The organism is Novosphingobium sp. (assembly GCF_032093395.1).
Classification (GTDB): domain Bacteria; phylum Pseudomonadota; class Alphaproteobacteria; order Sphingomonadales; family Sphingomonadaceae; genus Novosphingobium.
The window spans coordinates 38,364-53,307 of record NZ_DAMDBA010000001.1; the positions used below are offsets into that span (position 1 = coordinate 38,364).

Annotated in this window: 8 protein-coding genes; all 8 read left to right on the forward strand. The window is 61.8% G+C overall.

The annotated features are described in order from the left end of the window. Nucleotides 1-430: 430 nt before the first annotated feature. Complete coding sequence (proP, locus tag RT424_RS00140; protein WP_313433531.1) at nucleotides 431-1,945, forward strand: glycine betaine/L-proline transporter ProP; 1,515 nt, start codon at nucleotides 431-433, stop codon at nucleotides 1,943-1,945. A 140-nt stretch (nucleotides 1,946-2,085) separates the two neighbouring features. After that, on the forward strand, nucleotides 2,086-4,368 hold the full coding sequence (locus tag RT424_RS00145) for a glycoside hydrolase family 3 N-terminal domain-containing protein (RefSeq protein ID WP_313433532.1): 2,283 nt from the start codon (nucleotides 2,086-2,088) through the stop codon (nucleotides 4,366-4,368). A gap of 161 nt (nucleotides 4,369-4,529) precedes the next feature. Further along, nucleotides 4,530-5,516: a MucR family transcriptional regulator gene (locus RT424_RS00150; protein ID WP_313433534.1), complete on the forward strand. Its 987-nt coding sequence runs from the start codon at nucleotides 4,530-4,532 to the stop codon at nucleotides 5,514-5,516. 541 nt (nucleotides 5,517-6,057) lie between these two features. Then, nucleotides 6,058-7,365 carry an FAD-dependent oxidoreductase gene (locus tag RT424_RS00155; RefSeq protein WP_313433537.1) on the forward strand — a complete coding sequence of 436 codons (1,308 nt, stop codon included), beginning with the start codon at nucleotides 6,058-6,060 and terminating at the stop codon, nucleotides 7,363-7,365. A gap of 13 nt (nucleotides 7,366-7,378) precedes the next feature. Beyond that, a complete protein-coding gene (locus RT424_RS00160; protein WP_313433541.1) occupies nucleotides 7,379-8,680 on the forward strand; it encodes a polysaccharide pyruvyl transferase family protein in 1,302 nt (433 codons plus the stop codon). Between the two features lie 47 nt (nucleotides 8,681-8,727). Continuing rightward, on the forward strand, nucleotides 8,728-10,467 hold the full coding sequence (locus tag RT424_RS00165) for a hypothetical protein (RefSeq protein ID WP_313433543.1): 1,740 nt from the start codon (nucleotides 8,728-8,730) through the stop codon (nucleotides 10,465-10,467). Nucleotides 10,468-11,266: 799 nt separating this feature from the next. After that, nucleotides 11,267-13,957 (forward strand): S8 family serine peptidase, encoded by a 2,691-nt coding sequence (locus RT424_RS00170; RefSeq protein WP_313433545.1) that lies wholly within the window; start codon nucleotides 11,267-11,269, stop codon nucleotides 13,955-13,957. A 482-nt stretch (nucleotides 13,958-14,439) separates the two neighbouring features. Further along, nucleotides 14,440-14,944: calcium-binding protein (locus tag RT424_RS00175; protein WP_313433547.1), on the forward strand; the 505-nt coding region annotated here is incomplete at its 3' end.

The window sequence follows — 14,944 nt, forward strand, 5'->3', positions numbered from 1 at the left end:
TCGCCGTTACCCCGCTGACCAAAGAAGATCGATCTCTTCGACTGTGCGGCCGTCTGCTCATCCGCGAAAACTACCGATTCACTGCGACAGTCATCGTAGTCGTGTATCCGAGCACGCCTGTACAGGCTTTCGAACGACCTCGAAGATATCGAGCTGATTCCGGTTCCGATCGCGGAATCAACCGCGAAAAGGGTAGAGTTCAGCACCATGCCGCCTTCGTCCATTTGTTAACACAAACTCGATTCATCGCCACTGAGAAACGGTTCGGCCATTAAAGCCCCGTTCTTCGCCGAACATGGCTATGGGGCGCCCTCCCCCGCTTGATGCCCGATCCGGCATCGCATCCCTTCACGGCCGTTGGACGGCCGCCTCCCGCTCGGCGATAGTGGTGCCTTCCTGCGCGCCTGCCCGGGCGCGCACGGAGATAGACATGCAAAACCCCATTGCGCAGCATGCGCAATTCGGCTGGTTCAAATCCCGCCGGGAACTGGCCATCGACGATATCACGGTAGTAGACCGTTCGCTGCTGAACCGCGCGGTGGGCGCGGCCGCGCTCGGCAATGCGATGGAGTGGTTCGACTTCGGCGTCTACGGTTATATTGCCGTCACTTTGGGGCGTGTGTTCTTCCCTTCGGGCGATCCGACGCTGCAACTGATCGCCACCCTGGCCACGTTTGCAGTGGCGTTCCTGGTGCGGCCGCTCGGCGGGCTGGTGTTCGGCCCCCTGGGTGACCGCTACGGCCGCCACAAGATCCTGGCGCTGACCATGGTGATGATGGCCGTCGGCACCTTCTGCATCGGCCTGATCCCGTCTTACGAGCGGATCGGTATTGCCGCACCCATCCTGCTGCTCGTCGCCCGCCTGGTCCAGGGTTTCTCGACCGGCGGCGAATACGGCGGCGCCGCCACTTTCATCGCCGAGTATTCGACCGACCAGAAGCGCGGCCTGATGGGCAGCTGGCTCGAATTCGGCACGCTTGGGGGCTATATCGCCGGGGCAGGCACCGTCACGGCACTCCAGATGATGCTCTCCGACGCGGAGATGCTTGCCTGGGGCTGGCGCATTCCGTTCCTGGTCGGCGGCCCGCTTGGCCTGCTCGGCCTCTACATGCGCCTCAAACTGGAGGAAACCCCGGCGTTCCAGGCCTATACCGAGCAAGTGGACAAGCGCGAGACGGACCGCCCTGGCCTGTCCGACCTGTTTCGCCTGCACTGGCCCCAGTTGCTGAAGTGCATGGGACTGGTGCTGGTATTCAACGTTACCGACTACATGCTGCTCACCTACATGCCCAACTACCTGACGGTGACCATGGGCTATGCCGAAACCAAGGGCCTGCTGCTGATCATCCTGGTGATGCTGGTGATGATGCCCCTGAACGTGATCGGCGGGATGTTCAGCGATCGCCTTGGCCGTCGCCCGATGATCATCGGCGCCTGCATCGCGCTTCTGGTCCTGGCCATCCCCAGCATGCTGCTGATCGGTTCCGGCAACGACTGGCTGATCTTCCTCGGCCTGATGACGCTGGGCGTGGCGCTGGTCTGCTTCACCAGTTCGATGCCCTCCACCCTGCCGGCGCTGTTCTACACACCCGTCCGCTACAGTGCGCTATCCATCTCGTTCAATCTCTCCGTCTCGCTGTTCGGCGGCACCACGCCGCTGGTCACTGCCTGGCTGGTCAGCCGTACCGGAGACCCGCTGGTTCCCGCCTATTACCTGATGGGCGCCGCCGTGATCGGCATCGTCACCATGCTCACCGTGCGCGAGACGGCAGGCATGCCGTTGCGTGGCTCGCCACCCGCCGTCGAGACCAAGGGCGAAGCGCTGGCGCTGTTGAAAGGCGACGAGCCGGTGACGGTAGACGACATGATACCGACGCTTGGCGCCGCCGAGCCGGCCCCTGCGCGCGCCCCGTCTCCATCAATGGCCCGCGCAGCGCTTACCTGAATATCAGAGACCAGACCATTGCCGGCCGGTTGTCCCAAGCGACAACCGGCCGGTCGCTTTTCCGCCGCAGTGCAACAAAAACGGGCCTAGCGACGTTTCGGGGGCATCGTTTGCATCAATCGGAACGTCTTCTCGCCTCCATGACCATTCAGCGCCGCGCCATCCTCTCTGGCATCCTCGGAGGTGCCGCCGCGTTCGGCCTGCCCCGCATTGCCCCCCGCACCGCTTTCGCCGCCGATCAGGTCCGGCAGGTGGACGATCTCATCGCCCGCATGACCATCGAGGAAAAGGCCGGGCAGATGACCTGCCTTGCCGACGCTTTCCGTCCCTTCAACCCGCCCAATCCCCAGGCAGGTATTCAAGGCGAAAAGCGCCTGTCCGAGGAAATCCGCAAGGGCCGGGTGGGCTGCCTGTTCAACGGCATCGGCGTGGCCGGCGCGCGACGCGCCCAGGAACTGGCCGTCAAGCAGAGCCGCCTCGGCATTCCGCTGCTGTTTGCGGGCGACGTGATCCACGGCCTCAAGACGATCTTCCCGGTGCCACTGGGAGAAGCTTCCACCTTCGATCCTGCCCTAGCGGAACGCACCGGACGGGCGATGGCCGTGGAAGCGACGGCGGCCGGACTGCACCTCACTTTCGCACCGATGGCCGACGTCGCCCGCGACCAGCGCTGGGGGCGCGTCGTCGAAGGCTCAGGCGAAGACGTCACCCTGACGGCGCTGCTCACCGCCGCGAAAGTGCGCGGCTTCCAGGGCCGGGACTTGCGCCGCGCCGATTCTCTGCTCGCCTGCCCCAAGCATTTCGCCGCCTATGGCGCTGTCGCCGGTGGGCTCGAATACGGCAGCGTCGATATCAGCGACGAGACTCTGCGCGAAACGCATTTGCCGCCTTTCACGGCCGCCTTTGCCGCCGGCGCGCTCACCACAATGGCGGCCTTCAGCGAGATCAACGGCGTGCCCGCAACCGCCGACCGCGCCCTGCTGACGGACATCCTGCGGGGAGAGATGCAGTTCCGCGGTTTCGTCTTTTCCGACTATACCGCCGACGAGGAACTCATTGCCCATGGCTATGCCGAGGACGAGCGCGATGCCGCCCGCCTTGCGGTGCTGGCGGGCGTGGACATGTCGATGCAGAGCGGATTGTACGTCCGCTACCTCCCCGAACTGGTGAAATCGGGGGCCGTGCCGATGGGGACGGTGGATATCGCTGTACGCCGCATCCTCTATGTGAAGATGGCCTTGGGCCTGTTCGACAATCCCTGGCGCTCGCTCGACGAGGACGTCGAACGCACCCGCATCGCCACGCCTGCGCACCGTGAACTGGCGCGCGAGGCGGCGGCGCGCTCGATCGTCCTGCTCAAGAACAGCGGCGTCCTGCCGCTCGATCCCGAGCATGGCCAGAAGATCGCGCTGATCGGCCCGTTCGGAGAGGACAAGGACAATCTCTACGGACCCTGGGCGTTCTACGGCGATCCCGGCAAGGGCGTGGACATCGCCAGCGGCTTGCGCGCGGCCCTTCCCGAAGCGGCAAAGCTCACGATCGTTCCCGGCAGCGGCATCGTCGCGCCGATCGACGGCGGCATCGCCAGGGCCGTGGAGGCGGCGAAGGCGGCGGACGTCGTTCTCCTTGCCATCGGCGAGCCTCAGACGATGTCGGGCGAGGCACAATCGCGCACGACGATCGAGATTCCCGCCGCGCAGCAGGCGCTCGCCGATGCGGTAACGGCCACCGGCAAACCTGTCGTGGTGCTGCTGCGCCACGGCCGCGCCCTGGCGCTGCACGATGGGGTCGCCAATGCCCAGGCCATCCTGGCCACCTGGTTCCTCGGTTCGGAAGCGGGGCACGCCGTGGCCGACGTTCTGTTCGGCAAGGTCAACCCCTCGGGCAAGCTGCCGGTCAGCTTTCCTTGGGAATCTGGCCAGGAACCTTTCTTTTACGATCGAAAGTCGACAGGTCGCCCAGTCGTGGACGATCGCACCGAGTATCGCGCCCGTTACACGACCACCGACAACAGCGCCCGGTTCCCCTTCGGTCATGGCCTGAGCTACAGCGAATTCACCCTCGACAGCCTCAAGCTTTCCGACAAGGTCATGCGCTGGGACGAGACGCTGGAAATTTCGGCCAAGATCACCAACAAGGGCAGTCGTCGCGGCAGCGAAGTGGTGCAACTCTACATGCGCGATCGTGTTGCCAGTCGTACCCGGCCGATCCGCGAGTTGAAGAGCATGGAACGCATCACACTGGACCCCGGCGAAAGCAAGGTCGTCCGCTTCGCGATCGCGCGCAAGGATCTGGAATTCGTCGGATCCGGCAGTCGCCGGATTGCCGAGCCGGGGCTTTTCGACATCTGGGTAGGGCAGTCTTCCTCCGGCGGCTTGCATTCCCAGATCGAACTCTTCGCGCCGGCCACGACTCGCTCCTGAAAAGTTTACCGGAGGAGACCTTCACGCGCATCTTTTCTTCGGCGCGATCGTTTCACTCCGAATTGACTATTGGCCCCGAAAGCATTTCCTGTTTATTTACGACAGCCGTGCGAGGGCAAAGTTACCGGTTCCACCTCGCCAATTTTCAAAGGGAGCATGTGATGCCCGATAGCGAACAGCCCGACCTCACCCGTCTTACAGTCGATCTGCTGAGCGCCTACTTCGCCAACAACAGTGTGCCCAGCAGTGAACTGGCTGCACTGATCGATCAAACTCGATCGGCGCTCGCGGGCCAGTCGGCATCGGGTGCGGAAGCCGAAGTGCCGCAGAAGCCTGCGGTCTCGATCGAGGAAAGCCTCGCTTCGAGGGAGCACATCCTTAGCCTGATCGACGGCAAGCCTTACAAGAGCCTCAAGCGTCATCTGGCGAACAACGGCCTGACGCCTCCCGAGTATCGCTCGCGCTATGGACTGCCCGCGGACTACCCGATGGTCGCTCCCGCCTATTCCGAGCATCGCCGTGCCGTTGCGCAACGCATGGGCCTCGGCGGCCGCCCTGGCGGCGCCAAGCGGGACGCAACCTCCGCGCCGGGCAAGGAACGCAGCGCCGCAGCGAAGCCTGCCGCCGAAAGCAGCACCGGCGTCTCCGCGCCCGTGTCTGCCGAACCCACAGTAAAGGCCAAGTCGTCGTCTGCCGCAAGCAAACCGGGCGTGCCCTCGACTGCTCCGGAGAAGGCGGCACCCGCGTCTCGCGGGGGCAAGAAGCGGTTCGCCAGAGAGCCGAAATCGGCTACGGAAACCGTGAAGGCCCCAGAGTCCAAAACGGCCGCAGCGCCCAAGACCGCTTCCCCCTCCAAGGCCCGCAAACCGGCATCCGCCAAGCCGAAGTCGAAGAACGCGAAATCCGCTGACACGATCGCCGCTGCTGCAAAACCGGAATCGGCACCCGCAACCTCCGCCACACCTGCAGCAGCTACCCCAGTTGCTGGCTCCGCCGCCAGCGCACCGAAGCCGGCAGCCCCGAAAGCCAAACGCAGCGGCTCCACTACGCGTTCGGCCAAGACGGCTGCCCCGAAAGCGGCTTCAAAGGCACGCAGCGCTCGCCCCAAGACCGAACCCGCCAAGGCGGACACGAAGCCTTCCGAATAACGATCGACGGCCCGGCAGAGCTTTGTTCTGCCGGGTCGCGGCCCACTTGCCTGAACTTGCTCCTGCCTGAACTTGTGGACGGCTTGTCATGCGATCCCCTAACCGCATCGGCAGCTCCCTCGTTTCTTGAATCATCGTTCCCGAAACCTCCATCGAACTGTGCCGGCAATATCTTTGCCCACCCGAATGCGGCCCGCTAACGGACGTCGCACACCTTCCCTTGCGGCAGAAGATGTAACTAGCTCGGTTTTGCATCCGACTCAGCTTTACCCATCCAAAACGGATGCGGATCGAATTGCCGCTGAAAAAATCGAGCAATAAAAACGCGGCTGTACCGAATGATGGTGCGGATGAGCGACGATGCGATATCGTTGCAAGGGGGAACGCCGATGTCGCTAATTCAGGATTCCCGCGCCCTATCATGTCGTAGCCGGATCATCAGGGACTGCCTTGCAGACGTGGTCACTGACAAGATCACTGCTACTACCTTCACACTTTCATGAGCGAACCTCCCATGCCCGGAAGCTCGGGCCTTATCGCCGTGCTTGGCGCGGGGGTCGCCGGTCTTGCGGCTGCCGCGCAACTGTCGGCGGCGGGGCACAGGGTCATCGTGATCGATCAGAGCGATCGGGCCGGTGGCACTCACCGCAGTCGTCAGATCGGTCCCTACACTTTCGATGTCGGCAGCGTATTTTACGAAGAAACCGCAAGCATCTTCGATCTCGCGCCGTCCTTGCGCGATATCTGCCCGGAAGTCGCAAGCGTTCAGCGCAGAATCGCACCCGACGGGTCGATCCTGCTCTATCCGATCGAACCCAGGGACTTGCTCAGGCAAAAACCCGCGCGCCTGGCATTCTCGGCACTTGACCTGCTGTTCTCACGCATCACGGTGACGCCCGATGGTTCGCTGGAGGCTCTCTGCCGCAAACGATTGGGTACTCGTTTCTTCACCGATACCGGTTTGCGCCACTACATAACGCGTTTCCATCATGTCCAACCTCACGCCATAGACGAGGAATTCTTCTTCCGACGCATGGCGATCATTGATCGTTTTACACGGCTGGAGAACCTTGCACGAAGCGCGATGCGGATCTTCGTCCCCAAGAAGGGGCTGGCAGTCCGGCACTGGCCGATGCGCGTCCGCCCCAGACAGGGCTTTGACGTGCTCTTCTCCGCCATCGTCCAGCACCTCACCGCGCAAGGGGTAACCTTCGCGTTTGGGGAACGCCTGGAAGCGTTGGAGAAAGACGACGCCTTCTACCGTATCCGAACCGATCGCGGCACGCGCCTGGCGACTTCCGTGGTCAGCACTATGCCGCTCGATGCCTTGCACCGCGCGCTGTTTTCGGAACCGTCAGGCCTTGAAAGCCTGGACATGACAACCCTCCACGTCTCGGCGGAATGGCTTCATCCGGACAGCGGCAACGTCCTTTTCAACTTTCATAACCATGGCGCGTGGAAGCGAGCGACAGTCTATTCCCGCGTCTATCCGAATTCCGCCAATGAAAGAGCGTCTTTCTCAGTCGAGACGACGCTCGCGCCGGGCTCCACGCATGAGCCGCAAACTACTTTCGACGCTTTTCGCACACACGCCCTGCAGTTGGGCCTTGCCCGCGGCCTCAGGCTGGAAGGTCATGATCTCGTGGAGAACTGCTACCCGCTTTACACCATCGGCTATCGGAAAAAGGTAAACGCGGTGCTGGATCGCATCAAGCGCACCGGGATCGTAACAGCCGGGCGGCAGGGGCGCTTCGAATACCTTCCCACCTCGACGGGCGTAATTGCTCAAGTATCCCGCCATGTCGGAGCGACGGCAATGGTTTCGTCTGCCCCCGGAATAGCGGCATGAAGGAATCTTGCCAATGATCGCAACCAGCCCGGCGCACGACCTGTTCAGCGCAGATCGCGCCACGGACACACCGCCGTATTCCGACGATACGCAGGCCGTTCGCCCTCGCGTGCGCATCTTTAACGTAAAATACAGCCCCAACCTGGGCGATGGCTTGCTGTCGGAATGTCTCGAGCATGCGCTGGTGCGTTGCGGCGCGCATGACGATACCTGGTCGGTGGACCTTGCCGGCCGCACCGCCTACGGACCCGGCGCAGCGGGGCGTGGCCCCTTGATCCGCGCGCTGCACATGCTTCCCACCCCCATGCGGGAACTTGCGGTGCGCCTGCCGCTGGCAGTGCAGTCGCGCCGGCGTTGGCGGCCGCACTATGATGCCGCGTTGCCGGGGGCGAACTGCATCGTCATCGGCGGCGGCAATCTTGTCGTGGATCTCGATCTCAATTTTCCGACGAAGATCGCTCTGGCTGTAGAGGCAGCGGAACGACGCGGACTTCCCGCCTTCATCTACGGCTGCGGCGTGTCCTCCGGTTGGAGCCGAAGCGGTCGGACACTCATGCGCCGGGCGCTGGATCGACGCCTTCTGAAAAAGGTCTACGTCAGGGATGAGCGTTCCCGGATACTATGGAATGCCGAATTCGGCGCAGACTTTGACCTACCCGCAGGCGTGGTTCCCGATCCCGGGCTATTGGCCAGTTGGCGTTTCGGGATAGAGGGGATCGCGCCGCAAACGAACAATGGCCGGCGGTCCATCGGACTCAATATTACCAGCCCCTTCGCCGTGCGCTACCATTCGACGCAGCAAGTGGAGACTGAGTTTCTGGAAACCTGGTATCGAGATTTGGCGAAGGCTCTCGTCGTCGCAGGTAACGATGTTACCATATTCACAAACGGAAGCCCCGAGGATCGCTCTTGCGCCAGACGGATCAAAGCGGATCTGGAGGCAGACGTACCCGCCGATCGCATTGTTTACGTCGAGCCCGAGACCCCCGAACAACTCTCAAGGCTTATTGGAAGCTTCCGAGGACTGGTCGCTTTTCGAATGCACGCCGTGATTGCGGCCTACTCCTGTCGGGTTCCGTTTGTGGCACTGCGTTGGGATCCGAAGCTGGATTCTTTCCTTGAATCGGTGAATCTGGAAAAATGGCTCATCGATCCCCTCGCCTGCTCACCCCGATCGACTTGCGGCGTTCTGGAAACCGCCATGTCCACCGGCATCGACGCCGAGGTCCACGCCGCCACTCTGGCGCAAGCCATCGATAGCGTAGCCATCCTTAAAGCGGAAATGGATCGGGCAGTTGCAGAGACTCACCGGTGAGGTTCGCATTCATCGCGCTGCCTACCTTGACGGTCCTGTTTATAGCCTTGGGCATCCAAGCCCCGGTTTCGCATCGCGCCACCGCAGGGCTCAATGCCAAGACGGCAAGTGTCACCCCATCTGTGCCGCGTCAAAATCCGGTATCGAGCATACCCATGCGGCTTGGCGCGGCCTCCAATTTCTCGCAAGGCTGGAACGAGGCGCTGTTCGAAGCCGCACTCGAGCTTCCCGTGGCGAACTGGCGCGACAGCCTGCGCTGGGCGGATATAGAGAAAGTCGAAGGGCAGTACGTCTTCATTACCCCGATGACCCGGTACCCGGCGCGCCTCACGGAGCGGAAAGTACGTCTCACTTTGACGCTCAACTGGGGCAATCCACTCTACGACGCGGGTCATACACCGCATTCTCCAGCCGCGCTCGCTGCCTTCTCGCGGTTTGTAGCGGAACTCGTACGCCGTTACCCTGCCATCGATACCTTGGAGGTCGGCAACGAGATCAATGGCAACAACTTCGTCAATGGCCCCGTGAGGGATGCGAACCTCGCGGGGCGCAGAGCCTATCATCTTGCCATGGTGAAGAGCGCCGCCGAGGGTGTGCGGCAAGCCGGCAGATCGGTGCGCGTGATCGGTGGCTCCGTCCATTCGCTGCCCGCGGGCTTTCTGTGGCCCTTGCTCGAAAGCCGCGATGCAACCTTCCTCGAAGGCCTGGCGATACACCCCTACACGACGCCGATCGATCAATTGCCCGCGCAAGTCGGCGTCCTACGACGCCATCCCGTTGCGCGCGAAAGGCCCATCTACATCACCGAACTGGGGAGCCGGGATCCACGCGCAGCGCCCGACGAACTGGTGCGCGCCTATGCGACGCTATCTTCTCTCGGCGCAAAGGAAATGGACTGGTACCCGCTCAACGAGCGGGGAGACGGCTTCGTGCCGTTACTTCGACGAGATGGCGAAGCAACGGATGCCGGACGGGCCTATCGCTTCGCCATCGACCACCTCACCGCCTTTCGCGGCGTGGACCGCAGTCCCGATCGCTTTACCTTCATCCACGAATTCGGCCCCAGAACATGGGTTCTTTGGGGAACGCCAAGAGTCGTGCGCATCGATGACGCCAAGGTCACTGCCTTCGGCGCGACCGGCAAGCACCTTGGCGCTCACGACCTCATGATGGACGAAACAAGGGTTATAGTGTTGCAAGGCCGCGAGCCTCTGACGCTGGGCGGGAACGTCAAACTGGGCTGCACCGCACTGATCGCCGACAGCCTTTACGATTTCACCTATCCCGCGCCCGGCACTGTGCCCGCTTCTGCCGGCTTCACCCTTTATTCTCGCAAGGCCGGAAGCTTGTTTCCGCTTGCGACGCTGCCGGGACAGCAGGTCGAAGGCGTGCCCTGGACACCCTACCTCGGTCGGCAAGGATCCGCTCTGCCCAGGGCTTCCGCAGACCTGGCGCTGCCAAGTCCCAGCGAAGACGCGCTGATCTTGGAATATCGCGTATCACGCGGTGGCGCGCTGCACGTCTTGGGTGAATTCACGGCGGCCCATGTGGGCGCACGCGGAGCCGACATCAGCTTCTCGATCGACGGACGTCGGATCACGCAATCGCAACGATCTTCCGGATATGTCATTGATCGGCAGTTACAGGTCCAGTCGGGGCAAAATCTGGCTTTCGCCATGCGATGGAACGAGAGCGCCCGGGATAGCGCCACCAAGTACCGCGTCCGCCTGTTCGCACCCTCTTCGTGTCCCGGCGCCGCAGGTTCTGGAGGAATCGACGGCACCTGACGAAGTACGCTCATGAGCGCCAATTCTCCTACAATACCCTCCTCCCGTTTCCGGCGACATTGTTCGGATTTTGCGGGATCTGGAATTTCCCGGCACAGGTAAACGGATCGAACGGCCTGCTGCCATCCAGCACAAGGTCAATCGTCGCCGCATGCGGAACTTTCGCGTGCCCCCCTTCCCGCTGGCTAAGAGTCCGTTTAAAAATTCGCTGAAAGCGAATTTAGCGGCACCAGCCCGCGCCCCCACCCTACCACCCAACGGTAGTATCCTGCGGGTGGTAGGGTGGGGGCGCCTGAGAAAAACGGGGGGCTGGTGCCGCTCTGAAAATGCCCTCTCGGGCATTTTTCAAACGGGCTCTAAGCGAATCCGTTCGCGGGCCATAAAAAACGCACTCGCGAGGCAAAGAATTCTTCCGCCTAGGGCTTAGTCCTTAGATTCATGCGATCCGTATCTTTGCCTATTCCGCACCGTTGAGATTCTTTCCGAAAGCTGACGATTCCGCGACCGGATCGACCTCATGGTTAACGCCGCCTTTCGCGACCTCGGGCCAATTGGTTGTTCGCGTTTGAAAAACAGGCGGTCGCTTCACAGGCGAATCTAAAGCATCCGAAATGCTACCTATACAGCCACAACTATCACGAAATATTTCGCACGGCCACTCATTAAAAGCGATTCACCTCACCGAGAAGTTCGAGATTAGCTTTATTGGACGAAAACGAAACTCGCAAACAACGAATTCCCAAGCCAGCTTGACGATCAAAAAGATCGACTTACTTGGCCAACCGCGAGTTTATGAGCCATGAGCACCAAGATCAACAGCAATTCTGTCTCCGCTGCTGCCAGCCTCACGACTTACTACGGTGATATTCTTGAAAAGCAGCAATGGTATCTCGACGGCTCGACCCGGTCGAAGCTGAGCATCGATGCCTATTCCGTGTGGAAGGATTACAACGGCGCTGGCGTGAAGATCGGTGTCGTCGACACCCAGATCGATTTCCGCCACGCCGATCTCAAGAAAGCCTATAGCACCTCGCTGGACTTCAACTTCGCGGTCGGCACCGACAACGTGGCGATCAGCGCCACCGCGCTCCCCGCATCGCACGGAACGCTCGTAGCCGGCGTGATCGCCGCAGACGCCGGTAATGGCGTAGGAACGGTGGGCATCGCCTCTGGCGCAACCCTTATCGGCTATGGCGTCGATTATGGATCCGCCAACGCCGTGGGCCAGATTGTGGCCGCGCTTCAGAAGTCGTCCGAAGTTGACGTTTCCAACAACAGCTGGAGCTTCGTGGAGAATTTCGCGGACAACTTCGCCGTCAACCCCGAATACAAGGCCGCGCTCGTCCGCGCCGTATCCGAAGGTCGCGGCGGCCTGGGCACCTCGCTGGTCTTTGCGGCAGGCAACGCCGGCACCACGGGCACCTCGAACTATCACAACTTCCAGAATTCGCCCTATTCGATTGCCGTCGGCGCTGTCGACAGCGACGGGAAGGCTTCCTCGTTCACGAGCCTTGGCGCAAACGTTCTCGTTTCCGCCGCCGGACGGGACGTGCTGACCACGACGCTGAGCGACCGCTACGAAAGCGTCAACGGCACCTCCTTCGCGGCGCCGGCCGTCTCGGCCGCAGTGGGCCTCATGCTTCAGGCCAATCCGAACCTGGGCTATCGCGACATCCAGGAAATCCTGGCCTATTCCGCCCACCGGTCCGGCCTGGCGGACGGCGCCAACTTCGGCGACGGCTGGCGGACCAACGGCGCCGACAACTTCAACGGCGGCGGCCTGCATTTCAGCGACGCATTCGGTTACGGCTTCCTCAATGTCCACGACGCGGTTCGCCTGGCGGAAACCTGGGGACAGCAGCAGACGTTCGCGAACCTGGCGACCGTGACCAAGACCGTCGCTTCGGCCCAGACCATGGTCGCCGGCTCCAACGATCACATCTCGCTCGACATCCAGGTGACGGAAGCCGTCAATCTGGAGCATGTCCAGCTTTCGATCGACCTCAACTGGCTCAATACCGGCGATCTCGACGTCTACCTCACCTCCCCCGACGGCACCCAGGTGCGCCTGGTCTACGATCTTCCCGAAGAAAGCCGCGTGGGCAGCATCCGCAATTTCACGTTCGGCTCCGTCGCCTCTATGGGAGAGGACTCGGCCGGAACCTGGAAGGTGGACATCTACAACCGCGATCCGGCCGCCGCCGACAAGGCAGGCGCGCCGATGACCGGCAAGTTCAAGGGCGCCACGCTGACCCTGCTGGGCGATGCCGACACCTCTAAGAACGACACCTATATCTACACCGACGAGTTCGGCTTGCTCTACCAGGGTGCCGATCTTGCCAAGCGGAGCGTTCTGAAGGATGCCAACGGCGGAGTGGACACGATCAATGCCGCCGCCATTACCACGAATACGGTGATCGACCTGACCGCCGCCAAGGCGAGCACGCTTGCCGGAATGACGCTCTCGCTCACGGCCGACACGATCGAGAACGCCTATACCGGCGACGGCAACGATACGCTCATCGGCAGCAGCGCCGCAAATGTTCTGAATGCCGGGCGCGGCAACGATATCATCTACTTCAGCTTCGGAAACGACAAGATCGACGGCGGACAAGGCCTGGACAGCCTCGTGCTGAACTATACCGCAGCAAAGGTCACGGGATCCGTCTCCGCATCCGGCACGGTTCAGATTTCGGTGCGTGCAGGGGAAATTTCTACCGTCATCAACGTGGAAAGCTTTACCTTTTCCGATGGCACCTATTCCTACGATCAGCTTGCCAAGCTGCTTGCCTCCGGCGGCGCCACCCCGAGCCAGCCTGCGCCGCAAGTCCCCGGAGACACCGGCAACACAAGCGGCGGGGGCAACACGACCGGCGGCGGCACCGCGCCGGTGGTCGAAACGCCCGCTTCCGGTAATCCGGCCCAGCATGACAGCAGCCCCTATGGAGATGCGGGGAAGGCTTACGCCATCACCCTGAACGGAACCTCCGGCGATGACCGCCTGACCGGCGGCGCCGCAGGCGAGCGGATCGAGGGTCTGGACGGCATCGACAAGCTGCGCGGCATGGCGGGCGACGACGGGATCCACGGCGGCAACGGCGACGACACCCTTTATGGCGACGACGGCAACGACTACCTCTACGGCGATGCGGGAATCGACACTGTCCTGGGCGGCACCGGCAACGACTGGATCTTTGGCGGCACCGGCGCGGACCGTCTCTACGGCGAAGCCGGCGCTGACACTTTCGTGCTCGACGCCGCAGACATTGCCGGCATGGACACGATCTACGACTTCAACGCCAGCGATGGCGACAAGATCCTGATCACCGGTTCCACCGGCAACGCGACCTTCGATATCGTCACCACGGCAGGGGTCACTTACCTGGAGATGCACGACGAGGCAGGCGAGCATCTACTGGCACGGGTCAAGGGAATCGGCATGGACGGCCTGCACATGACCGAAACCGATGCGGGCCTGCTCTGGGCGTGAACTAACCCGCCCGATCCGGCCTCCACCAGGCGGCCGGAATGGCGATCCGGAAGGGAAAGGCTCCGATGCGTCGGGGCCTTTTCTGTTTTCGCCGCATAATCCTCATCCGGAATGGAGCGGTCATTGCAGCGTATTGTCGGTCCAAGAGCTTGTGCCTGAACGTTTACACATAGTGTAACAGAGCAAAAACTACGCACATATTCGTATTATCTGCACCGTATCGGCTTAATATAGACAGAACTTCGCACCAGCCCTGCATTTAATCGGTTGCTAGCCAATCTCGATCCAGAGTATCCGTTTCGAACGATTGAGAAGAGGATGAAGCGCTGCACCAGATCCGCACACGGGAATTGGGCAACAGGGGAACTTCACCAAATCTCTTGAGTGGGCGTGATTTGCTGAACAGATAATCGGGAAGCCGGCACAATCGTCGTCGAAGTTCAGGTAATTCCAGACTCAACGATTTTCGGAAGGAATATCCCGTGGCTATAATTGATGGATCTTCGTTTGGTGACATTCTCTCCGGCAGCTCGGCCGGTGACGAAATTCTTGCGGGGCAGGGTAACGATACCGTTCATGGAAACGGGGGCAACGACATTATCCAGGGCGGCGCCAACAGCGACAATCTCTATGGTGACGAGGGCGACGACACTCTCTGGGGTCAGGGCTCGCCGGACAAGCTGCGCGGTGGCGACGGCAACGATACGCTCTACGGCGGCGGCGGCGACGATCGGCTTTACGGTGGTGCCGGCGACGACATCATCGCAGGCGGCGCCGACAACGACGTGCTGTTTGGAGACGATCCCAACGATCCAACCGTGACCGGCGCCGATATCTTCCAGTTCGACAAGGACGATGGATCGGACAAGGTCTTCGATTTCGAACAGGGGACGGACAAAGTTCGCCTGACCGAAGGCGCCGGCTATTCGTTCGTCTTCTCGGGCGACAACACCATCCTGACTTACGGAGGCACCTCGGTGCTGCTCT

Excerpts from the sequence above, each read along its gene's own strand:
- RT424_RS00145 (WP_313433532.1), top strand. The coding sequence starts at position 2,086 with ATGACCATTCAGCGCCGCGCCATCCTCTCTGGCATCCTCGGAGGTGCC.
- RT424_RS00160 (WP_313433541.1), top strand. The coding sequence starts at position 7,379 with ATGATCGCAACCAGCCCGGCGCACGACCTGTTCAGCGCAGATCGCGCC.
- RT424_RS00170 (WP_313433545.1), top strand. The coding sequence starts at position 11,267 with ATGAGCACCAAGATCAACAGCAATTCTGTCTCCGCTGCTGCCAGCCTC.
- proP (WP_313433531.1), top strand. The coding sequence starts at position 431 with ATGCAAAACCCCATTGCGCAGCATGCGCAATTCGGCTGGTTCAAATCC.
- RT424_RS00150 (WP_313433534.1), top strand. The coding sequence starts at position 4,530 with ATGCCCGATAGCGAACAGCCCGACCTCACCCGTCTTACAGTCGATCTG.